18 protein-coding genes are annotated in these 25,284 nt (G+C 71.1%); 1 reads left to right on the top strand and 17 read right to left on the bottom strand.

Translation table 11 applies throughout. The features are described 5' to 3' along the window. Positions 1 to 5: 5 nt before the first annotated feature. From rplU to ACF059_RS16665, 15 genes are all read right to left on the bottom strand, one after another. Complete coding sequence (rplU, locus tag ACF059_RS16735) at positions 6 to 326, bottom strand: 50S ribosomal protein L21 (protein WP_214950890.1); 321 nt, start codon at positions 324 to 326, stop codon at positions 6 to 8. A gap of 278 nt (positions 327 to 604) precedes the next feature. After that, positions 605 to 4,618: a ribonuclease E/G gene (locus tag ACF059_RS16730; RefSeq protein ID WP_392057373.1), complete on the bottom strand. Its 4,014-nt coding sequence runs from the start codon at positions 4,616 to 4,618 to the stop codon at positions 605 to 607. Between the two features lie 235 nt (positions 4,619 to 4,853). Then, on the bottom strand, positions 4,854 to 5,633 hold the full coding sequence (locus tag ACF059_RS16725) for a TIGR03936 family radical SAM-associated protein (RefSeq protein WP_360892897.1): 780 nt from the start codon (positions 5,631 to 5,633) through the stop codon (positions 4,854 to 4,856). 111 nt (positions 5,634 to 5,744) lie between these two features. Continuing rightward, positions 5,745 to 6,830 carry a hypothetical protein gene (locus ACF059_RS16720; protein ID WP_392057370.1) on the bottom strand — a complete coding sequence of 362 codons (1,086 nt, stop codon included), beginning with the start codon at positions 6,828 to 6,830 and terminating at the stop codon, positions 5,745 to 5,747. A gap of 79 nt (positions 6,831 to 6,909) precedes the next feature. Beyond that, entirely contained in the window at positions 6,910 to 8,838 is a 1,929-nt protein-coding gene (locus ACF059_RS16715; protein WP_366867189.1) for a TIGR03960 family B12-binding radical SAM protein, read from the bottom strand. A 72-nt stretch (positions 8,839 to 8,910) separates the two neighbouring features. Continuing rightward, complete coding sequence (locus tag ACF059_RS16710) at positions 8,911 to 10,431, bottom strand: CHAD domain-containing protein (protein WP_392057367.1); 1,521 nt, start codon at positions 10,429 to 10,431, stop codon at positions 8,911 to 8,913. 47 nt (positions 10,432 to 10,478) lie between these two features. Beyond that, positions 10,479 to 11,678 (bottom strand): rod shape-determining protein RodA, encoded by a 1,200-nt coding sequence (gene rodA, locus ACF059_RS16705; RefSeq protein ID WP_392057364.1) that lies wholly within the window; start codon positions 11,676 to 11,678, stop codon positions 10,479 to 10,481. A 12-nt stretch (positions 11,679 to 11,690) separates the two neighbouring features. Next, positions 11,691 to 13,871 (bottom strand): penicillin-binding protein 2, encoded by a 2,181-nt coding sequence (gene mrdA, locus ACF059_RS16700; protein WP_392057362.1) that lies wholly within the window; start codon positions 13,869 to 13,871, stop codon positions 11,691 to 11,693. A gap of 13 nt (positions 13,872 to 13,884) precedes the next feature. Then, positions 13,885 to 14,592, bottom strand: a complete 708-nt coding sequence (gene mreD, locus ACF059_RS16695) for a rod shape-determining protein MreD (RefSeq protein ID WP_361948533.1) — start codon at positions 14,590 to 14,592, stop codon at positions 13,885 to 13,887. Between the two features lie 12 nt (positions 14,593 to 14,604). Further along, on the bottom strand, positions 14,605 to 15,552 hold the full coding sequence (mreC, locus tag ACF059_RS16690) for a rod shape-determining protein MreC (protein WP_392057359.1): 948 nt from the start codon (positions 15,550 to 15,552) through the stop codon (positions 14,605 to 14,607). Between the two features lie 171 nt (positions 15,553 to 15,723). After that, positions 15,724 to 16,743 (bottom strand): rod shape-determining protein, encoded by a 1,020-nt coding sequence (locus tag ACF059_RS16685; RefSeq protein WP_008738981.1) that lies wholly within the window; start codon positions 16,741 to 16,743, stop codon positions 15,724 to 15,726. A gap of 306 nt (positions 16,744 to 17,049) precedes the next feature. After that, on the bottom strand, positions 17,050 to 17,460 hold the full coding sequence (gene ndk, locus ACF059_RS16680; protein WP_360892874.1) for a nucleoside-diphosphate kinase: 411 nt from the start codon (positions 17,458 to 17,460) through the stop codon (positions 17,050 to 17,052). Positions 17,461 to 17,535: 75 nt separating this feature from the next. After that, positions 17,536 to 17,904, bottom strand: a complete 369-nt coding sequence (locus tag ACF059_RS16675; RefSeq protein WP_360892871.1) for a DUF4233 domain-containing protein — start codon at positions 17,902 to 17,904, stop codon at positions 17,536 to 17,538. A gap of 3 nt (positions 17,905 to 17,907) precedes the next feature. Beyond that, the gene (locus ACF059_RS16670; RefSeq protein ID WP_392057355.1) at positions 17,908 to 19,446 is read right to left on the bottom strand and encodes a bifunctional folylpolyglutamate synthase/dihydrofolate synthase; all 1,539 of its coding nucleotides are present in this window, start codon (positions 19,444 to 19,446) and stop codon (positions 17,908 to 17,910) included. Positions 19,447 to 19,748: 302 nt separating this feature from the next. After that, a complete protein-coding gene (locus ACF059_RS16665) occupies positions 19,749 to 22,370 on the bottom strand; it encodes a valine--tRNA ligase (protein WP_392057352.1) in 2,622 nt (873 codons plus the stop codon). A 127-nt stretch (positions 22,371 to 22,497) separates the two neighbouring features. On the opposite strand from ACF059_RS16665, the gene ACF059_RS16660 reads away from it, so the two are divergent. After that, on the top strand, positions 22,498 to 23,406 hold the full coding sequence (locus ACF059_RS16660) for a hypothetical protein (protein ID WP_392057349.1): 909 nt from the start codon (positions 22,498 to 22,500) through the stop codon (positions 23,404 to 23,406). A 44-nt stretch (positions 23,407 to 23,450) separates the two neighbouring features. Here ACF059_RS16660 and ACF059_RS16655 read toward each other — a convergent pair whose 3' ends face one another. Then, complete coding sequence (locus tag ACF059_RS16655) at positions 23,451 to 23,726, bottom strand: hypothetical protein (RefSeq protein WP_392057346.1); 276 nt, start codon at positions 23,724 to 23,726, stop codon at positions 23,451 to 23,453. Between the two features lie 184 nt (positions 23,727 to 23,910). Next, positions 23,911 to 25,197, bottom strand: a complete 1,287-nt coding sequence (gene clpX, locus ACF059_RS16650; RefSeq protein ID WP_360892857.1) for an ATP-dependent Clp protease ATP-binding subunit ClpX — start codon at positions 25,195 to 25,197, stop codon at positions 23,911 to 23,913. Positions 25,198 to 25,284 lie beyond the last annotated feature (87 nt).

Below are 25,284 nucleotides of genomic sequence, written 5' to 3'. Positions count from 1 at the left end.
CCCTCTTACTTCGCAGCCGCGGGGATACCGGTGACCTTGATCGCCGTGTACTGCTGGCGGTGACCCTGGCGACGGCGGTAGCCGGTCTTGTTCTTGTACCGAAGGATGTCGATCTTGGCACCCTTGTGGTGGTCCACGATCTCGGCCTGGACCTTGATGCCGGCCAGGACCCACGGGTCGCTGGTCACGGCTTCGCCGTCGACAACGAGCAGGGTCGAGAGCTCGACCGTGTCGCCAACCTTGGCAGTGGGAATCTTGTCAACCTCAACGATGTCGCCGACAGCAACCTTGTGCTGGCGACCACCGCTGCGCACGATGGCGTACACGCGGATCTCTCTCTCACTCGGGACGGATGCCCCTGAAGCCAGCCGCTCAGGCAGGCCCCTCTTCACGACGGGGACCGCACTGATCCGGATTGGACGAGCGGCCTCTCCGGGCAGAGCCTGGAGGAAGGTGCTCAGGAGCGCGGCGCGCACTAAGACACGCCGACGGTCTAGGTTACGGGGCCGGTTCCGGAGGGTCAAACCGGGCCCCCGCAGGCCGTGGGCCCCGCCGTTCGGCGGGGCCCACGGTCATGCCGCTGGGATGCGGACGGAACGCGCGATCAGGCTTCGGTCGGAGCCGAGACGGACGGCGGCGTCTGCTGCTCCGCCGCCGAGGTCTTCTTCGTCGCCCGCTTCGCCACGGTCTTCTTGGTCGTGGCCGCCTTCTTGGCCACGGTCTTCTTGGCGGCCGCCGCCTTCTTGGCCGGAGCCTTCTTCGCCGTGGTCGCCTTCTTGGCCGGAGCCTTCTTGGCGGCCTTCTTGGCGGGGGCCGCTTCCTCGACGGGGGTCGCGGTCTCGGTCACCGGGGTCTCGACGACCACCACGGCGGCCTCTGCCGCCCCTGCCGGGGAACCGGCGGGTGCGGTGGCCTTACGGGTGGCACGGCGGCGCGGACGGGCCGGTGCGGCCTCCGCGACGGGGGCCTCCTCGGCGACGGGCGCCGGCGCGGCCTCCACGACCGGCTCCGGCTCCACGACGGGCTCCGGCTCCACCACGGGCTCGGCCTCCACGACGGGCTCCGGCTCCGCGACGACGACCGGCTCCGGGGCCGCCTCGGCCGCGGGGGCCGGGGCACCCGCCGGGGCGGTGGCCTTACGGGTCGCACGGCGACGGGTACGCCCCTTGGGCGCGGCCTCCTCGACCGGCGCGGCCTCGATCGTCTCCGCTGCCTCGACGGCCTCGGCGACGACCTCGGCGACCGGCTCCAGCACGGTGTCGGCCGGCTCGGTCACGGGCTCGGCGATGACCTCGGCCACGGGGGCCGGTGCCTGCGCCGGGGTGTGCGCACCGCGCGGGGCGCCCGCCGGGGCGGTGGCCTTGCGGGTGGCGCGGCGCCGGTTGCGGCGCCCGCTCACGCCCGCTGCGGCCTCGGCCTCGGCCGGGCTGCTGTAGAGCTCCTCGTCCGCGACGAACTCCGGCTCGGGCAGGGCCCGCGGCGCGGCGGCCTCGGCGGCCACCTCGGCCTCGGTCTCGGTCTCGAAGCCCTCGACCTCGGCCGTCTCGACCGTCTCGATCGTCTCGACCTCGTGGTCGTGCTGGTCGAACTCGCCCCGGCCGCCGCGGCGCTTGGCGCGCTTGCCGTTGCCGCCGCCGCCGATGGTCGTCGGCTGCTCCATGTGCACGATCACGCCGCGGCCGTTGCAGTGGACGCAGGTCTCGGAGAAGGACTCCAGCAGACCCTGGCCGACCCGCTTGCGGGTCATCTGGACCAGGCCCAGCGAGGTGACCTCGGCCACCTGGTGCTTCGTACGGTCGCGGCCCAGGCACTCCAGCATGCGCCGCAGGACCAGGTCGCGGTTGGACTCCAGGACCATGTCGATGAAGTCGATGACGACGATGCCGCCCAGGTCGCGCAGCCGCAGCTGGCGCACGATCTCCTCGGCCGCCTCCAGGTTGTTCCTGGTGACGGTCTCTTCGAGGTTGCCGCCCTGACCGGTGAACTTGCCGGTGTTGACGTCGATGACGATCATCGCCTCGGTCTTGTCGATCACAAGCGAGCCGCCCGAGGGCAGCCACACCTTGCGGTCGAGCGCCTTGGCGAGCTGCTCGTCGATCCGGTACGTCGCGAAGACGTCGACCTCGGAGGTCCAGCGCGACAGCCGGTCCGCCAGGTCGGGGGCGACGTGGTTCACGTAGCCGTGGATGGTCTCCCAGGCGCTGTCACCGCTGACGATGACCTTGGAGAAGTCCTCGTTGAAGATGTCGCGCACGACGCGGACGGTCATGTCCGGCTCGCCGTACAGGAGGCTCGGCGAAGAGGTCGAGATCTGCTTCGCCTTCTTCTGGATGTCCTCCCACTGGGCCTGCAGACGCTCGACGTCGCGGCGCAGCTCGTCCTCGCTCGCGCCCTCGGCGGCGGTGCGCACGATGACGCCCGCGTCCTCGGGGACGATCTTCTTGAGGATGGTCTTCAGGCGCGCGCGCTCGGTGTCGGGCAGCTTGCGGCTGATGCCGGTCATCGAGCCCTCGGGCACGTAGACCAGGTAGCGGCCGGGCAGCGAGACCTGGCTGGTCAGGCGGGCGCCCTTGTGGCCGATCGGGTCCTTGGTGACCTGCACGAGGACCGACTGGCCGGACTTGAGGGCGGACTCGATGCGGCGCGGCCCGTTGGCCATGCCGAGCGCCTCGAAGTTGACCTCACCGGCGTACAGGACGGCGTTGCGGCCCTTGCCGATGTCGATGAAGGCGGCCTCCATGGACGGCAGCACGTTCTGGACCTTGCCCAGGTAGACGTTGCCGACGTACGAGGTGGCTTCCTCCTTGTTGACGTAGTGCTCGACGAGCACGTTGTCCTCGAGGACGCCGATCTGGGTGCGCTCGCCGCTCTGGCGGACGACCATCACGCGCTCGACGGCCTCGCGGCGGGCCAGGAACTCGGCCTCGGTGATGATCGGGACGCGACGGCGGCCCTGCTCGCGGCCCTCGCGACGGCGCTGCTTCTTCGCCTCCAGGCGGGTCGAGCCCTTGATGGACTGGACCTCGTCCGCGCCGGTGCCCGGTTCGGCCTTCTCGCGGGCCGGGCGCGGCTCGCGGACCTTGACGACCGTACGCACGCCGTCCTCGTCGCCGGCTTCGGCGGAGTCGGCGGCGGTGTCACCGGTGCGGCGGCGACGGCGGCGACGGCGGCGGCTGGAGCTGGAACCGAGGGCCTCTTCGGCCTCCTCGTCCTCCTCCTCGCCCGCCTCGTGCTCGGCGCTCTCCTGCTCGGCCTCGGTCTCCTCCTCGGCGGACTCGTCGAGGTCGGCGGCCTCACCGCGACGGCGGCGGCGGCCACCACGGCGACGGCGGCGCGAGGGGCGCTCGCCCGACTCGTCGCCCTCGTCGAACTCGGCGCTCTCCTCGTCGAGCTCGGCGGCCTCGGCCTCCGGCTCCTCCTCGGCGAGCACCTCGGGCAGGGAGACCGGCGCGGACTCGGGGGCGCCACGGCCACGGCGACGGCGACGGCCGGCCGGCTGCGGGGCGGCGGCGGCCTCGGTCTCGGCGGTGACCTCGGTGAGCTCCTCTTCCTCCTCGGCCTCGGCCGGGGCGGCGGCGGCAGCGGCCGCGGCGGCCATGGCGGCGGTCTCGGGGGTTTGGAACATCGGCTCGGCGAAGACCGGGGCCTGGAAGACGGCCACGGCGGGACGCGCGGCGCGGCGGGCGCCGGCCGGGGCGGCGGGCTCGGCGCTCTCGGCGGGCTGGGCGGCCGGCTGCGAGGGGGCGGCCGGGGCCGCGGAGCGGGTGGCGCGGCGACGGCCGCCGCGCTTCGGGGAGTCCAGGGCGTCGGCCACGGTGAAGGAGCGGGCGGCGGCCTTGGGGGCCTCCTCCACGACGGCTTCGGCCTCGGCGGCCTCGTCCTCGACGGCGGCAGCGGGAGCCTCGGCGGCCGGAGCTGCCGGAGCGGCGACGGCGCGGGTGGCACGGCGACGGGCACGCGGCGCCGGAGCGGCGGGCTCCTCGGCGACCGGGGCGGCGGTGGCCGGAGCCTCGACGACGACCTCGGCGGCGGGAGCCTCCGGGGCGGTCACGGCGCGGGTGGCACGGCGACGGGCACGCGGGGCGGGAGCGGCCGGAGCCTCCTCCTCGACCACGGGCGCGGCCTCGGCCACGGGCGTCGGCTCGGCCACGGCGGCGGGAGCCTCGGGCGCGGTCACGGCGCGGGTGGCACGGCGACGGGCACGCGGGGCGGGAGCGGCCGGAGCCTCCTCCTCGACCACGGGCGCCGGCTCGGCCACGGCGGCGGGAGCCTCGGGCGCGGTCACGGCACGGGTCGCACGACGACGGGCACGCGGCGCCGGAGCGGCGGGCTCCTCGGCGACCGGGGCGGCGGCCGGAGCCTCGACGACGACCTCGGCGGCCGGAGCCTCCGGGGCGGTCACGGCGCGGGTGGCACGGCGACGGGCACGCGGCGCGGGAGCGGCGGGCTCCTCGGCGGCCGGGGCCGCGGCCGGGGCGGCCTCCGTCACCGGGGTCGTCTCCGCGGCGGTCGCGCCGGGCGGGCCGGCGGGGCGGGAAGCGGCGCGGCGACGCCTGCGCGGGGGCAGGTTGTCACTCGGGCTGGTGTTCTCGGTGGTGTCGTTTTCGTTGTTGGGCATTGCGGGCGGTTCTCCCGTCACGCTCCCGGGCGCCGCGGCTGACTTCCGGTCCGGCTCGGCTCCGCGTAATGAGCGCGGAACCGGCCTCCGGGGCGCGTTCGCCACACGGGAGCTGTAGTCCATGGCCGCCGGTTCCGTACGTGTTGTCCGTACGGCCTGGCGGAAGTCTTCAGGTCAGTGCGCGGCCCGACCCAGGTGGCTCCCGAGTGCCAGGGCTGCGCGACGACGACGTTCCTTACGCGGCGGGACCTTCCGGCGCCTTCGCGTCGGCTGCTACGGCGGCCGTGGGTGGGGCGGCCGTGTCAGCCTCGCGGTCGGGCGCGAGCGGGTCGGTCACCGTGCCGGACTCCTCGTCGAAGAGCCCCTGCGCCAGCCTGGTCACCGCTGAGGGGACCGGCGGCGCCAGGTCGGCCACAGCTCGGAGACCGGACAGGACGTCGTCGGGTCGCACGGCAGGTGTCAGATGCCGAACAACCAGCCGCAGTATCGCACAGGCCTGGTCCAGGGGCCTATCAGCCGGGGCGGGAAGCGTTTCGAGACTGACGACCGCGCCGCGCGTGTCGAAGGTCCGCATGCCGTTCTTGGTGCGGCGCTGGACCTCCACGGTCTCGGCGGCGAGGAAGGCCGCCACGGCCCGCTCGGCCTCGGCGGGCTCCACGCCGTCCAGGCGCAGCTCCCACACCGAGGCGGTCAGCCGGTCGGCGAGGCCGGAGGTGCGGGCCTCGACGGCGTCGATGATGTCGAGCCCGGTCGGCATCGACTCGTCGAGCAGCTCGCGCAGCTTCTGCGGGTCGCGGGGCGCGGCGAGGGCGATCTCCAGGTACTCCGCCTCGCTGCCGGTCCCGGTCGGGGCGGCGTTGGCGTAGGAGACGCGCGGGTGCGGGGTGAAGCCGGCCGAGTACGCCATCGGCACCTCGGCGCGGCGCAGCGCCCGCTCGAACGCGCGCTGGAAGTCACGGTGGCTGGTGAACCGGAGGCGGCCGCGCTTGGTGTAGCGCAGTCGAATGCGCTGCACCACCGGTGCGGGAGGCGGGCCTTCGGGCTGTCGCTTGCCCAGTGGTTCTTCTCCTTGTGCGGGGCTCCGCGGCTCGCGCGTCGCCCTGAGGTCTTCTCGACCCGCTCCGGCTCACCCCTGCCGTCGGGGCTGGGAGATCTCGTCTGCGGGTGCCGCGTCGGCGGCTGTCGTACTACCCAGAGTACGCGCCCGTGACCTCGCCGGTTCCACGGGAGGAGTACCGAGGAGCGCACGGCGCACGGTGGCCCGTGCCTCGCGGACGGCTGCGCGGGCGCTGCGCCAGACCTCGCGCAGGGCGTGTCCGGCGGGGGTGAGCACGTGCCGGTGGATCCGGGAGGCGGGCCAGCCGACGAGCACCCAGCCGACCCACTTGAGCCCGCGCCACAGGGCGGCGGTGAGGCGCCCGGCCACGTGCCAGGCCCACAGCAGCGCCTGCCCGGCCGGTGTGAGGACGTACCGGTACAGGGCGACGGCCAGCCAGGCCACGCCGAGCCCGACCGGCCGCAGCAGGTAGCGGTACACGGCGGCCGCGAGCCATACGAGGCCCAGCCCGACCGGCCGCAGCAGGTACTGGTAGACGGCGAGCGCCAGCCAGAGCAATGCGTGCCCGACGGGGGTGAGGACGTACCGGTACAGGGCCGCGGCCAGCCATGCGATCCCGCGGCCGACGGGCGCGAGCACGTACCGCCACAGTGCGACCCACGGCCACACGAACAGCGTCATGCCGAGGACCCACAGGGTCCGGGTCACGCCCTTGGCGAGGGGGGCGAGCAGGTAGCGCACGCCGCCGCGGCCGATCCGGGCCAGCGCCTGTCCGAGCGGACGCAGCACGGAGGTCCACAGGATCCGCCCGGCCGGCGCGAGCAGGTGCTCGTACGCACCGCGGCCCAGCCACGCCAGCCCCTGGCCGACCGGGACGATCACGTACCGCCACAGCCCGAGCCACGGCCAGACGAAGACCAGCTTCAGCAGGGTGGTCAGCAGCCATCCCAGCGCGCGGAGCAGCGGCTGGAGGACATGGACGTACAGCGGCCCGAGGACACGGCGGTGCACGGCCCGGCCCGCGGCGGCCAGCAGGTCCCAGACCACTCGTACGGGCAGTACGACGAGGAGGGCGACGATCTTCACGGGGATCCTGATGACGCCCGTCAGGCACCCGTCGCCGCCGTCGGCGGGAGGCCGTTGGTCCATGTCCATGCAGGGGAGGACACGGCGAAGGCCCCCACCCGTTGCGGGTGGGGGCCTCTCGTGACCCAAGGGTTACGTCAGGGCGCCGCTACTTGTTGACGACCGAGAGCGGGAGCAGCTTCTTGCCCGTGGGGCCGATCTGGATCTCGGTCTGCATCTGAGGACAGACGCCGCAGTCGAAGCAGGGGGTCCAGCGGCAGTCGTCGACCTCGGTCTCGTCGAGGGCGTCCTGCCAGTCCTCCCAGAGCCAGTCCTTGTCGAGACCGGAGTCCAGGTGGTCCCAGGGCAGGACCTCCTCGTACGTGCGCTCACGCGTCGTGTACCAGGCCACGTCCACGCCGTAGGCGGGCAGCGTCTTCTCGGCCGCCTCCATCCAGCGGTCGTACGAGAAGTGCTCGCGCCAGCCGTCGAACCGGCCGCCCGACTCGTACACGGCGCGGATGACGTCGCCGATGCGGCGGTCGCCGCGCGACAGGAGGCCCTCGACGATGCCCGGCTTGCCGTCGTGGTAGCGGAAGCCGATGGAGCGGCCGTACTTCTTGTCGCCGCGGATCTTGTCGCGCAGCTTGCCCAGGCGGGCGTCCGTCTCCTCGGCCGACAGCTGCGGCGCCCACTGGAACGGGGTGTGGGGCTTCGGCACGAATCCGCCGATCGACACCGTGCAGCGGATGTCGTTCTGCCCGGAGACCTCGCGGCCCTTGGCGATGACGTTGACCGCCATGTCACCGATCTGGAGCACGTCCTCGTCGGTCTCGGTCGGCAGGCCGCACATGAAGTACAGCTTCACCTGGCGCCAGCCGTTGCCGTAGGCGGTGGCGACGGTGCGGATCAGGTCCTCTTCGGAGACCATCTTGTTGATGACCTTGCGCATGCGCTCGGAGCCGCCCTCGGGGGCGAAGGTCAGGCCGGAACGGCGCCCGTTGCGGGTCAGCTCGTTGGCCAGGTCCACGTTGAAGGCGTCCACGCGGGTCGACGGCAGGGACAGGCCCACCTTGTCGTCCGAGTAGCGGTCCGCGAGGCCCTTGGCGATGTCCGCGATCTCGGTGTGGTCCGCGGAGGACAGCGAGAGCAGGCCGACCTCCTCGAAGCCGGTCGCCTTGAGGCCCTTCTCCACCATCTCGCCGATGCCGGTGATGCTTCGCTCCCGCACGGGGCGCGTGATCATGCCGGCCTGGCAGAAACGGCAGCCGCGGGTGCAGCCGCGGAAGATCTCGACGGACATGCGCTCGTGGACGGTCTCGGCGAGCGGGACCAGCGGCTGCTTGGGGTAGGGCCACTCGTCGAGGTCCATGACGGTGTGCTTGGACACGCGCCACGGCACGCCGGAGCGGTTGGGCACGACACGGCCGATGCGGCCGTCCGGCAGGTACTCGACGTCGTAGAAGCCCGGCACGTAGACGTTGCCGGTCTTCGCCAGGCGCAGCAGGACCTCCTCGCGTCCGCCCGGCCGCCCCTCGGCCTTCCACGTCCGGATGATCTCGGTCATGTCGAGGACGGCCTGCTCGCCGTCGCCGATGACCGCGCAGTCGATGAACTCCGCGATCGGCTCGGGGTTGAAGGCCGCGTGGCCGCCCGCGAGGACGATGGGGTGGTCGACCGTACGGTTGCGGGCCTCCAGCGGGATGCCCGCGAGGTCCAGGGCCGTGAGCATGTTGGTGTAGCCCAGCTCCGTGGAGAAGGACAGGCCGAACACGTCGAAGGCCGACACGGGGCGGTGGCTGTCCACGGTGAACTGCGGCACCTTGTGCTCGCGCATCAGTTCTTCGAGGTCGGGCCACACGCTGTAGGTGCGCTCGGCGAGGACTCCCTCGCGCTCGTTGAGCACCTCGTACAGGATCATGACGCCCTGGTTGGGCAACCCGACTTCGTACGCGTCCGGGTACATGAGCGCCCAGCGGACGTCGCAGCTCTCCCACTCCTTGACCGTGGAGTTGAGCTCACCGCCGACGTACTGAATGGGCTTCTGCACATGCGGAAGCAGGGCCTCAAGCTGAGGGAAGACCGACTCGGTCATCACGCGACTTTCGTGAAGCGGGCAGGGGGCAGCTCTCAAGCGTACCCCGCGCCCCGGACGGCCCCACCCACATGATCATCCCAGCGCCGACCGCAGCCCCGGGTCCGAGGCCTTCGCCCAGAGGTCCGGGAGTTCGCCTTCGCGCCGCTCGGCCAGGGCCTCCTCGCGGGCGTGGAGCACGCCCCAGGTGAAGGACGACTCCCCGGCGCCGTCCGCCTGGAGGGCCAGGCCGCGCAGGGCCTCGCGGGCGACCACGCTGTCCTGGTGGTCGCCGAGCAGGGACTGGACCTTCTTGACGGCCTTGGCCAGGCGTTTGGCCGGTTTGCCGAGGGCTGGCGCGGCCGCCTCCGCCGCGTACCGGGCGCGCTTGGCGGCCTTGCGCGCCTCGTGCAGGGCCAGGTCGCGCTCCGAGCCCGCGGTGAGGGCGAGGGCGGCGTCGACGCGGCCGGCGAGGCGCTCGTAGTCGTGCAGGACGGCCTTCGGCAGGACGCGCTCCGCCCGGCCGCGGGCGGCCTTGCGCAGCGGCGGATCGTCCAGCAGGGCGTCGAGGGAGTCGAGCAGGGTGAGGTAGCGCGGGCTGTCGAGCGCGGCCAGGGCCCGGCGGCGCGACGCGGAGCGGCGGGTGGCGTTCCAGGTCCGCAGCCGGCCGCGGACCGGGCCGGACAGCTGGGTGCGGGGCAGCTCGTCGAGGTGGGCCTGGATCCGCTCCATCAGGACCTCCTGGTCGCGGTCGACGCCGAGTTCGGCCGCGAGCCAGCGCAGTTCCTCGCCGAGTGGGTCGGTGACGCCCCGGTCCAGCACCTTGCGGTACGTCTTGAAGGCGCTGCGCATGCGGCGGGTGGCGACCCGCATCCGGTGCACGGAGTCCGGGAGGTTGCGCCGCACGGCCGGGTCCTGGGCGACCAGGGCGTCGCGCTGGGCGCGCAGGTACGCCAGGACGTACGCGCCCGCCGTCCCGTCCGTGCCGTCGTCCCCGGGCCGGGTGGGCGGCTCCGCGCCGGTCTCGGCCAGCGCCCGGGCGAGCTTCGAGGGGGCGTCGCTGACCTTGAGCCCGGCCTTGCGGAAGGTCTTCTCGACGGCGTCGAGCAGGTCGGGGTCGACCCCGTCGGCGAGTTCCACCTCGACCTCGGTCCAGGCGGCGGTGGCCTCGCCCCGCTCGGCGCGGACCGTGTCGGTGCTCAGCTCCGCGAGCAGGGCGCCGTGGGCGTCCAGGAGGTGGCTGATCCGGCGCGAGGAGCGGAGCCTGACCAGCGGCTCCAGCTCGGCCCCCCGCACCCGGGAGCGCAGCAGGGCGGCCAGCGTGCGCGGCACGGCGTCGCCCAGCGCGGCGCCGATCTCGTCGCGCACGCCCGGGGAGACGGGCAGTTTGAGGTGCCAGCCGGCGTCGGAGCCGCCGGTCCGGCGCCGCAGGGTGAGCCCGTCGGCCGCGAGTCTGCGGTCGGGGGTGTCGTAGTAGACGGCGTCGAGCTCGACGGTGCCCTGGTCGCGAACGGTCGCGACCGCGGCCGTGCCCGTCAGGTCCGGCACTCCCCGCCGGGCCGGCTTCGCCGGGGAGAACTCGAATTTCCGCTCGATCTCGCGCTTCGTGTCCGCCATAGACGGAACTTACCCGGACGGATCGCGTCGGAACGGTGAACGGGACATCAGGCCGACAAGGGACGCTGCACCTTGATCGACTGGAGCAGCCCGATCGCCACCCACACCGCGAACATCGACGAGCCGCCGTACGAGACGAACGGCAGCGGGAGCCCGGCCACGGGCATGATCCCCAGCGTCATCCCGATGTTCTCGAAGGACTGGAAGGCGAACCAGGCGATGATCCCGGCGCACACGATCGTCCCGTACAGCTCGGTGGTCTCACGGGCGATCATGCAGGCCCGCCACAGCACGACGCCGAGCAGCAGCAGGATCAGCCCGGCGCCGATGAAGCCCAGCTCCTCCCCCGCCACCGTGAAGACGAAGTCGGTCTGCTGCTCCGGCACGAACTGGCCGGTGGTCTGCGAGCCCTTGAAGAGGCCCGAGCCGCTCAGTCCGCCGGAGCCGATCGCGATGCGCGCCTGGTTGGTGTTGTAGCCGACGCCCGCGGGGTCGAGCTCCGGGTTGGCGAAGGCCGCGAAGCGGTTGATCTGGTACTCGTCGAGGACGCCGAGCTGCCAGATCAGGACGGCCCCGGCCGCGCCCGAGCCGATCAGGCCCAGCACCCAGCGGTTGGAGGCGCCGGAGGCCAGGAGCACGCCGAGGACGATGACGACCATGACCATGACCGAGCCCAGGTCGGGCATCAGCATGACGATGCCCATCGGGGCGGCGGCCAGGCACAGCGCCTTGACGACCGTGCGGTGGTCCGGGTGGGTGAGGTCGCCCGCGTCCACCCGGGTGGCCAGCAGCATCGCCATGACCAGGATGATCGTGATCTTCACGAACTCGGAGGGCTGGAGCGAGAAGCCGCCGCCGATCACGATCCACGCGTGGGCGCCGTTGATGGTGGCGCCGAGCGGGGTCAGCACGGCGAGGATCAGCACGAGGGAGATCCCGTACAGGACCGGGACCGCGCCGCGCAGGGTGCGGTGGCCGAGCCAGATCGTGCCGATCATCAGGACGAGGCCGATGCCGGTGTTCAGGGCGTGCCGGGCCAGGAAGTAGTACGGGTCCCCCTGGTTCAGCTGCGTCCTGTTGCGGGTCGCCGACCACACCAGCAGGGAGCCGATGAAGGACAGGGCGAGCGAGGACAGGAGTATCGGCCAGTCGAGCCGGCGCACCACCGAGTCGCGGGCGGTGAGCTTGGCCATCGCCCCGCGCTCGGGCGCGTACCGGGAGACGGAGAACTTGTTGGCGGTCTGCATGGTGGTGGGTCCTCAGTCCTGCCGCGCGGGCGGCGGGGCGGGCGGCCCGGCGAGCACGGGCGGCGCCAGCTCCTCCGGGGACGGCGGCACGTACGGCCGGATCTCGGGCGAGTCGATGGAGCCGTCGGGGCGGATCCTGGGGAGTTTCGCCTCCGGCCGCAGCAGCAGGGCCTTCTTCAGGTCCTGCTTGCCGGCCATGTCGAGGCCGTAGATGGCGTTGTAGATGTTGCGGACGGCGGGCCCGGAGGCTCCGGAGCCGGTGCCGCCCTGGGAGATCGTCATGACGATCGTGAAGTCGTCGGTGTAGGTGGCCAGCCACGAGGTGGTCTGCTTGCCGTAGACCTGGGCGGTGCCGGTCTTGGCCCGCATGGGGATCTTGTCGAGCGGCCAGCCGATGAACCGCCAGGCGGCGGTGCCGCCGGGCTCGACCACCATGCGCAGGCCCCGGTCGAGGTCACTGATCGTCTTGGCGTCGACCGGCAGCCGGCCGTGCGGCTTGGGCTTGATCATCTCGACGCGCTTGCCGTCGGGGCTGATCACCGCCTTGCCGACGATGGGGTGGAAGAGGGTGCCCCCGTTGCTGATGGCGGAGTAGGCCGTGGCCATCTGGATCGGGGTGACCAGGACGTCGCCCTGGCCGATCGCGAAGTTGATGCTGTCGAAGGCCTTGAGCTGGTTGCCTTCGAGGCAGCTCTCGTAGGCGATCTGCTCGACGTAGGTGCCGCCCTTCTTGCCCTGCTTGCACCAGGAGTCCTTGTTGGCCGCCCAGAAGCTCTTCTTCCAGCGGCGGTCGGGGATGCGGCCGGTGACCTCGTTCGGAAGGTCGATGCCGGTCTCGGCGCCCAGGCCGAACTCGCGGGCGGTCCGGTAGAACCAGTCGTGCGCGTCCTTCTTGGGCTTGAGGCCGCCGTCGCGCTGCCACTCCTTGTGCCCGAGGGCGTAGAAGACGGTGTTGCAGGAGAACTTGAGGGCCTCGGCGAGGGAGATGGGGCCGTGCCCCTTGGACTCGAAGTTCGCGAAGCTGCGGCCGCCCATGTTGTAGGAGGCGCTGCAGTTGTACTTGTCGTCGAAGTCGTAGCCGGCCCGCACGGCCGCGCTCGCCGAGACCACCTTGAAGATGGAGCCGGCCGGGGCCTGGCCCTGGATGGCCCGGTTGAGCAGCGGGTAGTTCGAGTCCTTGCTGGTGAGGTTGGCGTAGTCCTTGCCGGAGATGCCGCCGACCCAGGCGTTGGGGTCGTAGTCGGGCTGGGAGGCCATCGCGACGACGCGGCCGGTCTTGGCCTCCATGACGACGACGGCGCCGGAGTCGGCCTCGTACTTGCGGCCGGTGATGTTGTCGGTCTCCTGGCGGACGGTCTTCATCGCCTGCTGGAGCTCGTACTCGGCGACGGCCTGCACCCGGGCGTCGATGCTGGTGACGAGGGTGGACCCGGCCACGCCCGGGTCGGACTTCGTCTGGCCCATGACCCGGCCGAGGTTGTCGACCTCGTAGGAGGTGACCTCCGCCTTGCCCCGCAACTGCTTGTCGTAGGTGCGCTCGATGCCGGAGCGGCCGACCTGGTCGGACCGCAGGTGCGGCGAGTCGGTGTCCTTGGCCTTCTGGATCTCCTCGTCGGTGACCGGCGAGAGGTAGCCGAGCACCTGCGCGGTGCGGCCCCCGCCGGGGGCCGGATAGCGGCGGACGGCGGTGGGCTCCGCGGTGATCCCGGGGAACTCCTCGGGGCGTTCGCGCAGTTGCAGGGCCTGCTGCGTGGTGGCTTCGAGGGTGACCGGGATCGGCTGGTAGGGGGAGCCGTTCCAGCAGGGCTTGGGGGTCTGGGAGTCGCAGAGGCGGACCTTGTCCATGACCTCCTTGGGGCTCATGTCCAGGACGTCGGCCAGGCGGGTCATGACGCCCTTGCCCTTGTCCTTCATCTTCATCAGGGCGGTGCGGCTGGCCGATACGACCAGCCGGGTCTCGTTGTCGGCGAGGGGGACGCCGCGGGCGTCGAGGATCGAGCCGCGCACGGCGGGCTGCACGACCCGCTGGACGTGGTTGCTCTTCGCCTCGTGGTAGTACTCCGCTCCGTTGCGGATCTGGAGGTACCACAGCCGCCCGCCGAGGGTGAGGAACATCGAGAAGACGAGCACCTGGATCATGATGAGCCGGATCTGCACCCGGGAGGTGCGGCCGGTCTCCGGAACGTTGCTCACGCCTGCTCCTCCCTCACAGCTTCTTGATGCTCTTCACACCCTTGACGGCCTTGACGCCCTTTATGCGCCCCGCCTTGTTGGCGCGCGAGCGCGCGGTCTTCAGGCGCAGGCCGCCGCGCGGGCTCCCGAGGCGCAGGCCGGTGCCGCCGCTCAGCCAGCCGGCGGAGACGTCGGCGGCCTTGTTCGCGGGACCGCCGCCGGCCTCGACGGCCATCGGGTCGTTCTCGGCGCGCCGGGCCAGGGCCATGATGAACGGCACGGTGAAGGGCGCGAGCAGCAGGTCGTAGAGGGTCGCGGTGAACAGCAGCCCCGTCAGCCCCACGTGACGGGCGGCGGTGTCGCCGACGAGGGCGCCCACGCCCGCGTAGAGCAGGGTGGAGCCGATCGCGGCGGCCACGACGGTGAGCATCGGGCCCCAGGCGGAGCGGAACCGGCCGGAGTCGGGGCGGACCAGGCCGACGACGTAGCCGATGACGCACAGGACGAGCGCGTACCGCCCGGCGGCGTGGTCGGCGGGCGGCGCCAGGTCGGCGAGGAGGCCGGCGGAGAAGCCGATGAGGGCGCCGCTGACGTGCCCGTACACGAGCGCGAGGGCCACGACGGTGAGCAGCAGCAGGTCGGGGACGGCGCCGGGCAGTTGCAGCCGGCCCAGGATGGAGACCTGGACGACGAGGGCGACCACGACGAGCGTGCCCGAGAGCAGGATCCGGTTGAAGGGCATGGCGGTCGGCTCCTACTCGTCGGCCGGCTGGGCGGGCGCGCTGGCGGACCCCGACGGGGTGACCGTGACGGTGACCGTCGGAGTGGGCTTGGGGGCCTCGGGCTTGGGCGGCAGGACGGCGTCGCGCGGGTCCTCGCGCGGCGGCATGACCACGACGCCGACGATGTCCAGGCGGGAGAAGCCGACGAACGGACGCACCCAGACGGTGCGGGTCAGGTCGCCGCGCGAGGGGTCGACCTTGACCACCTCGCCGATCGGCACGCCGGGCACGAAGGGCTTGTTGCCGCGCGAGCCGAAGGTGACGAGCCGGTCCCCTGGGTTGATCTTGGCCTTGCCGTTGAGCATCTGGACGGACAGGGCGCGGTCGCCCTGGCCGGTGGCGAAGCCGAGTTCGCCCGTCTTCTCCAGGCGGGTGCCGACGGTGAAGTCGGGGTCGTTGGCGAGGACGACGGTGGCGGTGTCGGGGCCGACGGTGCTGACCCGCCCGACGAGCCCGTCCCCGTTCAGGACGGTCATGTCGCGCTCGATGCCGTCCTTGCTGCCGGCGTCGATGGTGACGGTCCAGGAGAAGCCCTGGGCCGCTCCTATGGCGATGACCTCGGCGCCCTTGATGCCGTACTGGCCCGCGCCCGCCCGCTTGAGCATCTCGTCGAGCTCGTGGATGCGGCTGCGCGTCTGCTCGTCGCTGCCGAGCTTGGCCTTCAGGGCCGCGTTCTCGCGCTCCAGTGCGGCGATGCGGTTGTGACGCTCGCCGGAGTCCCGTACCGCCCCTATGGCGTGGGCGACCGGATCGACCGCGGTCGCCACACCCTTCTCGACCGGGCCGAAGACCGCTGCGGCGGCCTGTCGGGCACCGTCGACCGGAGACTCCTCGCCCGCCCTGATGTCCACCGTGATCAATGCGAACGCGATGGCGATCAGAAGCACCAGGAGCAGCCGGCTTTCTCGTGTGTCCCTCACGTGCGGCGGCCGTGCCTTCCTCGTGATAGCTGTGCCGGCGCGAGCGGCTCCGGGGAGCCGGCGCGCGCCGGGGTTCTTTGCCTGTATATCAACGATCCGCCGCACGGACGCGGCAGCACCCGTACGGCGGATCCTTGTGTTCCACACGGCCCCCGGCAGGGGGTGTCCCCGTCAGCGACGGGGCTGGGCGTCCAGGACCTGCTGGAGTGCCTCGAACTCCTCGACGCACTTGCCGGAGCCGAGCGCGACGGAGTCGAGCGGGTCCTCGGCGATGTGGATCGGCATGCCGGTCTCACGGCGCAGCCGCTCGTCCAGGCCGCGCAGCAGCGCGCCGCCGCCGGTCAGGACGATGCCGCGGTCCATGATGTCGCCGGACAGCTCCGGCGGGCACTTGTCGAGCGTCGTCTTGACCGCGTCCACGATGGCGTTGACCGGCTCCTCGATGGCCTTGCGCACCTCGGCGGCCGAGATGACGACCGTCTTGGGCAGGCCGGAGACCAGGTCGCGCCCGCGGATCTCGGTGTGCTCGTCCTTGTCGAGGTCGTACGCCGACCCGATGGTGATCTTGATCTGCTCGGCCGTGCGCTCGCCGAGGAGGAGCGAGTACTCCTTCTTGATGTGCTGGATGATCGCGTTGTCGAGCTCGTCACCGGCCACCCGGATGGACTGTGCCGTGACGATTCCGCCGAGGGAGATGACGGCGACCTCGGTGGTGCCGCCGCCGATGTCCACGACCATGTTGCCGGTGGCCTCGTGGACGGGCAGGCCCGAGCCGATGGCGGCGGCCATGGGCTCCTCGATGATGTGCACCTGGCGGGCGCCGGCCTGCGTGGACGCCTCGATGACGGCGCGGCGCTCGACTCCGGTGATGCCGGAGGGGACGCAGACCACGACGCGGGGGCGGGCCAGGTAGCGGCGCTTGTGGATCTTGAGGATGAAGTACCGGAGCATGCGCTCGGTGATCTCGAAGTCGGCGATCACGCCGTCCTTGAGGGGCCGTACGGCGACGATGTTGCCGGGCGTGCGCCCGATCATCTTCTTCGCCTCGGAGCCGACCGCCAGAATGCCACCGGTGTTCGTGTTGATGGCGACCACGGACGGCTCGTTCAGGACGATCCCCCGGCCCCTCACGTACACCAGCGTGTTGGCGGTCCCGAGGTCGATCGCCATGTCACGGCCGATGAACGACATATTGTTCCCCTTGTTCCCCATGAGGAGCGTCTGGCCTTCCAGTTGATAGCGGCTGCTGTCAGGTCGGCGAGTGGGTGTGTGGGTGGAGGCCCCATCGTAGTGCCGGGAGTGCTGACACCGCGCGACGGGACTCCGGCAATCGCGCCGGAATGGATACCCGCCCCCTTAGTGGTGACGTCGTGTCCTGTCGATGCGTTCCCCAAAGCGCCCGGTCATACCGAAGGGCGACCGAAATTACTTCGGTCGCCCCAGGTCATGAGCGCTATTCGGCTGATGTTGCGTCAGGAGGGAGTGCCCCGGCGCGGCTCAGAGAGCGGGAAAGAAGAGCTTCAGCTCGCGCTCCGCCGACTCCTCGGAGTCCGAGGCGTGGATCAGGTTCTCGCGCACGATGGTGCCGAAGTCCCCCCGGATGGAGCCGGGCGCCGCGGCGATCGGGTCGGTGGGTCCGGCCAACTGGCGGACACCCTCGATCACGCGTTCCCCTTCGACGACCAGGGCGACGACGGGACCGCTGGCCATGAAGCCCATGAGGGGCTCGTAGAACGGCTTGCCCTTGTGCTCGCCGTAGTGCGCCTCAAGGGTCTCCTGGTCCAGCGTGCGCAGCTCCAGCGCGGGAATGGTCCAGCCGGCCTTCCGCTCGATGCGGCCGATGATCTCGCCGATCAGGCCGCGACGGACGGCGTCGGGCTTGAGCAGGACGAGGGTGCGCTGGGTCATGTTCGGGCTCCTTGCGGCATACGGGTGCGGTAGGACGAATCTACAGGGCCCTACGGGGTGCCCTGCGGGCGCCCGTCACGCAGCGTCAGGCGAACCGGGTGCCCCGGACGCCTCCTGCGCGGCCGCCCAGCGGGCCTTGATCGTGTCGATCTTGCGGCCGTAGTGCACCGAGCACCACCACAGACCGGCGAACACCGCGCCGAGGAAGAACATCGTGGGAACGACGAACCCGCTCACGACCAGGCCGATCTGCAGGGCCCAGCCCAGCTGGACCGCCCCGGGACGCGACAGCATCCCGCACAGCAGCACCGACAGCACCATCGAGACCCCGCACACCGTCCAGACCGTGGCCTGGGTCAGATCGGGGTTCTTCATCGCCACCAGGCCCGCGAAGCCGATCACGAAGAACTCGCCGATCAGCGTGCTCGCACACAGCGTGCGCATACCTCAGCCCCTCTTCAGCAGCAGGCGGGCCTCGCCCACCGTGATCACGGAACCGGTCACCAGGACCCCGGCCCCTCCGTACTCGGCCTCTTCCTCCGCCAGGGTGATCGCCGCCTCCAGGGCGTCGTCCAGCCGCGGCTCCACCTGCACCCGGTCCCCGCCGAAGACCTCGACCGCGACGGCGGCCAGCTCGTCCGCGCCCATCGAGCGGTGGCTGGAGTTCTCCGTGACCACCACCTCGGCGAAGATCGGCTCGAAGGCCTCCAGCACCCCGCGGACGTCCTTGCCCTCGCTCGCGGCCACGACACCGATCAGCCGGCTGAAGCCGAACGACTCGGTGACCGCCTCCGCGGTCGCCGCCGCGCCCGCCGGGTTGTGCGCCGCGTCCAGGACCACCGTCGGGCTGCGCCGCACGACCTCCATGCGGCCCGGCGAGGTCACCGACGCGAACGCCTTGCGTACGGTGTCCGGGTCCAGGACGCGCGCCCGGTCCTGGCCGATCCCGAAGAAGGCCTCGACGGCCGCCAGCGCCACCGCCGCGTTGTGCGCCATGTGCGCGCCGTACAGCGGCAGGAAGATGCCGTCGTACTCCCCGCCCACACCGCGCAGCGTCAGCTGCTGGCCGCCGACCGCGACCTCGCGCGAGACGACGCCGAACTCCATGCCCTCGCGGGCGACCGTGGCGTCGACCTCCACGGCCCTCTTCAGCAGCACCTGCGCCGCGTCGACCGGCTGCTGGGCCAGGATCACGGTCGAGTCCTGCTTGACGATGCCGCCCTTCTCCACGGCGATCTCGCCGGGCGTGGAGCCGAGCCGGTCGGTGTGGTCCAGGCTGATGGGGGTGACCACGGCGACCGAGGCGTCGATGACGTTGGTCGCGTCCCAGCTGCCGCCCATGCCGACCTCGACCACGGCCACGTCCACCGGGGCGTCCGCGAAGGCCGCGTAGGCCATCCCGGTGAGCACCTCGAAGAACGACAGCCGGAACTCCTCGGAGGCGTCGACCATCTCCACGTACGGCTTGATGTCGTGGTACGTCTCGACGAACCGCTCGGCGCTGATCGGCGCCCCGTCGAGGCTGATCCGCTCGGTGATCGACTGCACGTGCGGGCTGGTGTAGCGCCCGGTGCGCAGCTCGAAGGCGTTGAGCAGGGACTCGATCATGCGGGCCGTGCTCGTCTTGCCGTTCGTGCCGGTGACGTGGATGGACGGGTACGCGCGCTGCGGCTCGCCCAGCACGTCCATCAGCGCCGCGATCCGGGACACCGACGGCTCCAGCTTGGTCTCGCCCCAGCGGGTGGAAAGCTCCTGCTCCACCTCCAGCAGCGCCTGGGCGACCTCGGGGTCGACGGGCCGGGCGGGTACCGGGTCGCCCTGGGGCGGACCGGCCTGGGCCCGCAGGGTGCGGCTGCCGGCCTCGATCACCGCCAGGTCGGGGTCGCGGTCGGACTCTTCCGCCACGATGTGGTCGAACTCGTCGAAGGTACCGGCGAGGTCGTCGTTGTCGTCGCGGTCGTGGCTCTCGGGCTGCTGCTCACTCACAGGGCCAGTCTACGGACGGGGACCCGGAGGATTTCCGGCCCGGCCGTTTCGGGGCCTGCGGCGCCGCCCGCGGCCTGCTGCCTGCCAGCCGCGCGGGAGCGTCGCCACGACCTCGGAGCCGTCCGCCGTGCGCGTCGCCGTCAGCGTCCCGCCCAGGCTGCGCACGCGCTCGGCCACGCTCACCGTGCCCGAGCCCGCCGAGCAGGCCCGAGGTCCCGGGCGGGGAAGACACGAAGCGAAGGCCCCCACATCGACCGACGGTGTGGGGGCCTTCGCACCCTCACGGGCGCGGCTACGGGCGCTTACGCGGCCGGCAGCGCGTCCAGCTGCGCCTGGATCCGCGCGATGTCCGCCTCGGCCTTGGCCAGGCGGCCCTTGATCTTGTCCACGACGTTGTCCGGGGCCTTGGCCAGGAAGGCCTCGTTCCCGAGCTTCGCCTGCGCCTGCTGCTTCTCCTTCTCGGCGGCGCCGAGGTCCTTGGAGAGGCGGTTGCGCTCGGCGGCCACGTCGATCGTGCCCGACAGGTCCAGCGCCACGGTGGCGCCGGCGACCGGCAGGGTCGCGGTGGCGTGGAAGTCCTCGCCCTCCGGCTGCAGGCGCAGGAGCTGGCGGATGGCGCCCTCGTGCGCGGCCAGCGCGGTGCCCGACAGGTCCAGACGCGCCGGGACCTTCTGGCCGTCCTGCAGGCCCTGCTCCTTGCGGAAACGGCGGACCTCGGTGACCACGGCCTGGACGAGCCCGATCTCGGCCTCGGCGGCCTCGTCGCGGAAACCGCTGTCGGCCGGCCAGTCGGCGATCACGAGGGACTCGCCGCCGGTCAGCGTGGTCCACAGCGTCTCGGTGACGAAGGGGACCACCGGGTGCAGCAGGCGCAGCATGACGTCGAGGACCTCACCGAGGACCCGGCCCGAGACCTTGGCCTGCTCGCCGCCCGCGAAGAAGGTCGTCTTGGAGAGCTCGACGTACCAGCTGAAGACCTCGTCCCACGCGAAGTGGTAGAGGGAGTCCGACAGCTTCGAGAACTGGTAGTCCTCGTAGAACGCGTCGACCTCGGCCACGGTCTTGTTCAGCCGCGACAGGATCCAGCGGTCGGTCGCCGACATCTGCTCGGGGGCCGGCAGCTCGCCCTCGATCGTCGCGCCGTTCATCAGCGCGAAGCGCGTGGCGTTCCAAATCTTGTTGGCGAAGTTGCGGGAGGCCTGGACCCAGTCCTCGCCGATCGGGACGTCGACACCGGGGTTGGCGCCGCGGGCCAGGGTGAAGCGGACCGCGTCGGAACCGTAGGCGTCCATCCAGTCCAGCGGGTTGACCGCGTTGCCGAAGGACTTCGACATCTTCTTGCCGCGCTCGTCGCGGACCATGCCGTGCAGGGCGATGGTGTGGAACGGCGGGGTGCCGTCCATCGCGTACAGGCCGAACATCATCATCCGGGCGACCCAGAAGAAGAGGATGTCGTAGCCGGTGACCAGGACGGAGTTCGGGTAGAACTTCGCGAGGCTCTCGGTCTGGTGCGGCCAGCCCAGGGTGGAGAAGGGCCACAGGCCCGAGGAGAACCAGGTGTCGAGGACGTCGGTGTCCTGGGTCCAGCCCTCGCCCGTCGGCGGCTGCTCGTCCGGTCCGACGCAGACGATCTCGCCGTTCGGGCCGTACCAGACCGGGATGCGGTGGCCCCACCACAGCTGGCGCGAGATGCACCAGTCGTGGAGGTTGTCGACCCAGTCGAAGTAGCGCTTCTCCATCTCCTGCGGGTGGATCTTGACCCGGCCGTCGCGGACCGCGTCACCGGCGGCCTGGGCGAGCGGACCGACCTTGACCCACCACTGGAGGGACAGCCGCGGCTCGATGGTGGTCTTGCAGCGCGAGCAGTGCCCGACCGAGTGGGTGTACGGACGCTTCTCGGCGACGATCCGGCCCTCGGCGCGCAGCGCGGCGACGATGGCCGAGCGGGCCTCCAGCCGGTCCAGGCCCTGGAAGGGGCCGTGCGCCGTGATGATGGCGTGCTCGTCCATGACGGCGAGGTTGGGCAGGCCGTGGCGCTGGCCGATCTCGAAGTCGTTCGGGTCGTGCGCCGGCGTCACCTTGACGGCGCCCGTGCCGAACTCGGGGTCGACGTGCTCGTCGGCGACGATCGGGATGCGGCGGCCGGTCAGCGGCAGCTCGATCTCGGTGCCGACCATGTGCTTGTAGCGCTCGTCCTCGGGGTGGACCGCGACGGCGGTGTCACCGAGCATCGTCTCGGCGCGCGTGGTCGCGACGACGATGGAGTTCTCCCCCTCGCCGTAGCGGATGGAAACGAGCTCGCCGTCGTCGTCCTGGTACTCGACCTCGATGTCGGAGATCGCGGTCAGGCAGCGCGGGCACCAGTTGATGATGCGCTCGGCGCGGTAGATCAGCTCGTCGTCGTAGAGCTTCTTGAAGATGGTCTGGACGGCCTCGGAGAGGCCCTCGTCCATGGTGAAGCGCTCGCGCGACCAGTCGACGCCGTCACCGAGGCGGCGCATCTGGCCGGAGATCTGCCCGCCGGACTCGTTCTTCCACTGCCAGACGCGCTCGACGAACGCCTCACGGCCCAGGTCGTGGCGGGACTTGCCCTCCTTGGCGAGCTCGCGCTCGACGACGTTCTGGGTGGCGATGCCGGCGTGGTCCATGCCGGGCTGCCACAGCGTCTCGTAGCCCTGCATGCGCTTGCGGCGGGTGAGGGCGTCGATCAGCGTGTGCTCGAAGGCGTGGCCCAGGTGGAGCGAGCCGGTGACGTTCGGCGGCGGAATGACGATGGTGTACGGCGGCTTGTCGCTCTTCGCGTCGGCCTCGAAATACCCACGCTCTACCCAGCGCTCGTAGAGCTTCCCCTCTACCTCGGCCGGCGCGTACTGGGTCGGCAGTTCGGAGTTGGGGCTGCTGGGTGTCTGCGTGTTCTCGGTCACGGACCACAGTTTAAGGGCGTAACAGTCCAGTCATGAAACCGGTAATGAGGGGGCCCGGCGCCCCGCACCGCATCGGCTTCCGCCAGGATGTGTGGAACATATAAACGACCTCATGGGGGGACGCGGGATGAGCTACAACCAGCCGGGACCTTACGGACAGCCGCAGCAGCCGGGCCCGTACGGGCAGCAGCCCCCGCCGCCTGGCCCGTACGGCCAGCCCGCCCCGCAGCCCGGCTACGGCTACCCGCAGCAGCCGGGTGTGCCGCCGCAGGGCTACCCGCAGCAGCCGCCTACGCCCGCCTACGGCTACCCGCAGCAGCCCCCGTACGGCGGCACGCCGCCGAAGAAGTCGAAGGCCGGCGTCATCATCGGCGTGGTCGTCGCGGTCGCGGTCATCGCGGGCGGCGGCTGGTACTTCCTCCAGGGCGGCGGCGCGGGCGGCGACATCGCGGCGGACACGAAGGGCTACAAGCTGGCCTACCCCGCTGCGGTCGACAGCTATCAGAAGGCGCCGGACGCCTCTGGTGCCCCTGCGGCCGACGCCCCGGTCACTGGTGAGGGCAAGGCCAAGGCGGAGGCGCTCGGTGTGCAGAACGCACACAACGCGACCGCCAAATACCAGATCGGTACGGACGGGAAGGGCAAGCAGCTCGCGGCCAACGGCCTGTGGGGCGAGATCGCCGATGCAGAGAAGGCGGTTGACGGTTACTACGCCGGCATCGGCCAGAACAACAAGGAAACCGAGAAGCTCGGCTTTAAGTACGAACTGGCCGGGACTCCGAAGGAGTTCAGCCCGGCCGGGTTCAAGGGCGCCGTAATGAAGTGCGCGAACATCAAGATGATCAGCACCAAGCCCACGAGCAAGACGCCGAAGGACATCGAGGTCCCCTCCTGCGCCTGGGCCGACCACTCGACCCTGGTCGGCGTTAACGCCGCCGACCCGGCTACGTTCCTCCTCGGCGGGAGCAGCGGCACCCTCGACGAGGTTGCAGCCCTGACGGCGAAGCTCTACAACACCTCGCGCACCAAGGCCTGATACCGCCAAGGGCCCAGCACCCGCTGGGCCCTTGCGCCAGGACGTCAGTCACGCGCCGCCTGGTAGCACGCCTCCTTGGCGTCGTCCCACTTCACGTTCAGCTGGATCAGGATGTTGAAACAGACCTGCTCGCCGACGAAGCCGCCCTCACCGTTATTGCAAGCGCTGACGACGTAGGATCCGACGTTGTAGCCCAAGTTCCGCATGTAGTTGGTGCAGTCCCCGGACGTAGCCTGCGCGGGCGATGCCGCGAGCACGGGCAGCGCACCCGCCATTGCCGTCGCCGCCGCCATGCCGATGATCCGTCGCGTCTTGCTCATGCACCTACTCCTTGCGGGTTGTGATTTCTACCAGTCGGTAGTCAACCCATTGCGGGGTAGGAGCTCCACGGGGAATCGAACTGATGGCCGGGTCTCGCACTTCTTTGGCCGGTCCCCGCATGGCGGGAGGGCCGCTGCCAGCCATCTGGCTGGCAGCGGCCCTCCCGTGTGATGCCTGGTGCGGCTACGCCGACTTCTCCTGCGGGCCCTGGTCCTTCGGGACGATGCGGGGGACCAGCGTCGGGTTGACGTTGGAGCGGACCACGTCGGCGGTGATGACCACGCGGGCCACGTCCTTGCGGGACGGGACCTCGTACATCACCGACATCAGGACCTCTTCCATGATGGCGCGCAGCCCGCGCGCGCCCGTCTGGCGCAGGATCGCCTGGTCGGCGATGGCTTCGAGGGCCCCGCGCTCGAAGTCCAGCTCCACGCCGTCGAGTTCGAACAGCCGCTGGTACTGCTTCACCAGCGCGTTGCGCGGCTCGATGAGGATCTGGAGCAGGGCCTCGCGGTCCAGGTTGTGCACGGAGGTCAGCACGGGGAGGCGGCCGATGAACTCGGGGATCATCCCGAACTTCACCAGGTCCTCCGGCATGACCTCCTGGAACTGGTCGCTGGCCTCGATCTCGCGCTTCGAGCGGATCGTCGCCCCGAAGCCGATGCCCTTGGCGCCCGCACGCGACTCGATGATCTTCTCCAGGCCGGCGAAGGCGCCGCCCACGATGAAGAGCACGTTCGTCGTGTCGATCTGGATGAACTCCTGGTGCGGGTGCTTGCGGCCGCCCTGCGGCGGGACCGAGGCGGTCGTGCCTTCAAGGATCTTCAGGAGGGCCTGCTGAACGCCCTCGCCGCTCACGTCGCGCGTGATCGACGGGTTCTCGCTCTTGCGGGCCACCTTGTCGATCTCGTCGATGTAGATGATCCCGGTCTCGGCCTTCTTGACGTCGTAGTCGGCCGCCTGGATCAGCTTCAGCAGGATGTTCTCGACGTCCTCGCCGACGTACCCGGCCTCCGTCAGCGCCGTCGCGTCGGCGATGGCGAACGGGACGTTCAGCATGCGGGCCAGGGTCTGGGCGAGCAGGGTCTTGCCCGAGCCCGTGGGGCCCAGCAGCAGGATGTTGGACTTCGCCAGCTCGATGGCGTCGTCCCGCCCCTGGGCGCCGCCGTTCTCCCCGGCCTGGACCCGCTTGTAGTGGTTGTAGACCGCTACCGAGAGCGCCTTCTTCGCCGGCTCCTGGCCGACGACGTAGCTCTCCAGGAACTCGTAGATCTCACGGGGCTTGGGGAGTTCCTCCCACCGGACCTCGGAGGTCTCCGCGAGCTCCTCTTCGATGATCTCGTTGCAGAGGTCGATGCACTCGTCGCAGATGTACACACCGGGTCCTGCGATGAGCTTCTTCACCTGCTTCTGGCTCTTTCCGCAGAACGAGCACTTGAGCAGGTCGCCGCCGTCACCGATGCGTGCCACGAGGTGCTTCCCCTTCGCCTGGGAGACGCCTGGTTCAGCGCTCCTGGTGCCTCATATCCGACGGTACCTTGCCGGGGGCCCCGTGCG

Origin of the sequence: Streptomyces sp. NPDC016562, assembly GCF_043076955.1 — a bacterium.
Lineage (GTDB): Bacteria > Actinomycetota > Actinomycetes > Streptomycetales > Streptomycetaceae > Streptomyces.
Note: the sequence above shows the minus strand (reverse complement) of the source record. Positions and strands in the feature narration are given on the sequence as shown.

Coding starts and splice junctions, on each gene's coding strand:
- ACF059_RS16730 (WP_392057373.1), bottom strand. CDS start 4,618: ATGCCCAACAACGAAAACGACACCACCGAGAACACCAGCCCGAGTGAC.
- ACF059_RS16720 (WP_392057370.1), bottom strand. CDS start 6,830: ATGGACATGGACCAACGGCCTCCCGCCGACGGCGGCGACGGGTGCCTG.
- ACF059_RS16710 (WP_392057367.1), bottom strand. CDS start 10,431: ATGGCGGACACGAAGCGCGAGATCGAGCGGAAATTCGAGTTCTCCCCG.
- rodA (WP_392057364.1), bottom strand. CDS start 11,678: ATGCAGACCGCCAACAAGTTCTCCGTCTCCCGGTACGCGCCCGAGCGC.
- mreD (WP_361948533.1), bottom strand. CDS start 14,592: ATGCCCTTCAACCGGATCCTGCTCTCGGGCACGCTCGTCGTGGTCGCC.
- ACF059_RS16685 (WP_008738981.1), bottom strand. CDS start 16,743: ATGTCGTTCATCGGCCGTGACATGGCGATCGACCTCGGGACCGCCAAC.
- ndk (WP_360892874.1), bottom strand. CDS start 17,460: ATGACCCAGCGCACCCTCGTCCTGCTCAAGCCCGACGCCGTCCGTCGC.
- ACF059_RS16675 (WP_360892871.1), bottom strand. CDS start 17,904: ATGCGCACGCTGTGTGCGAGCACGCTGATCGGCGAGTTCTTCGTGATC.
- ACF059_RS16660 (WP_392057349.1), top strand. CDS start 22,498: ATGAGCTACAACCAGCCGGGACCTTACGGACAGCCGCAGCAGCCGGGC.
- ACF059_RS16655 (WP_392057346.1), bottom strand. CDS start 23,726: ATGAGCAAGACGCGACGGATCATCGGCATGGCGGCGGCGACGGCAATG.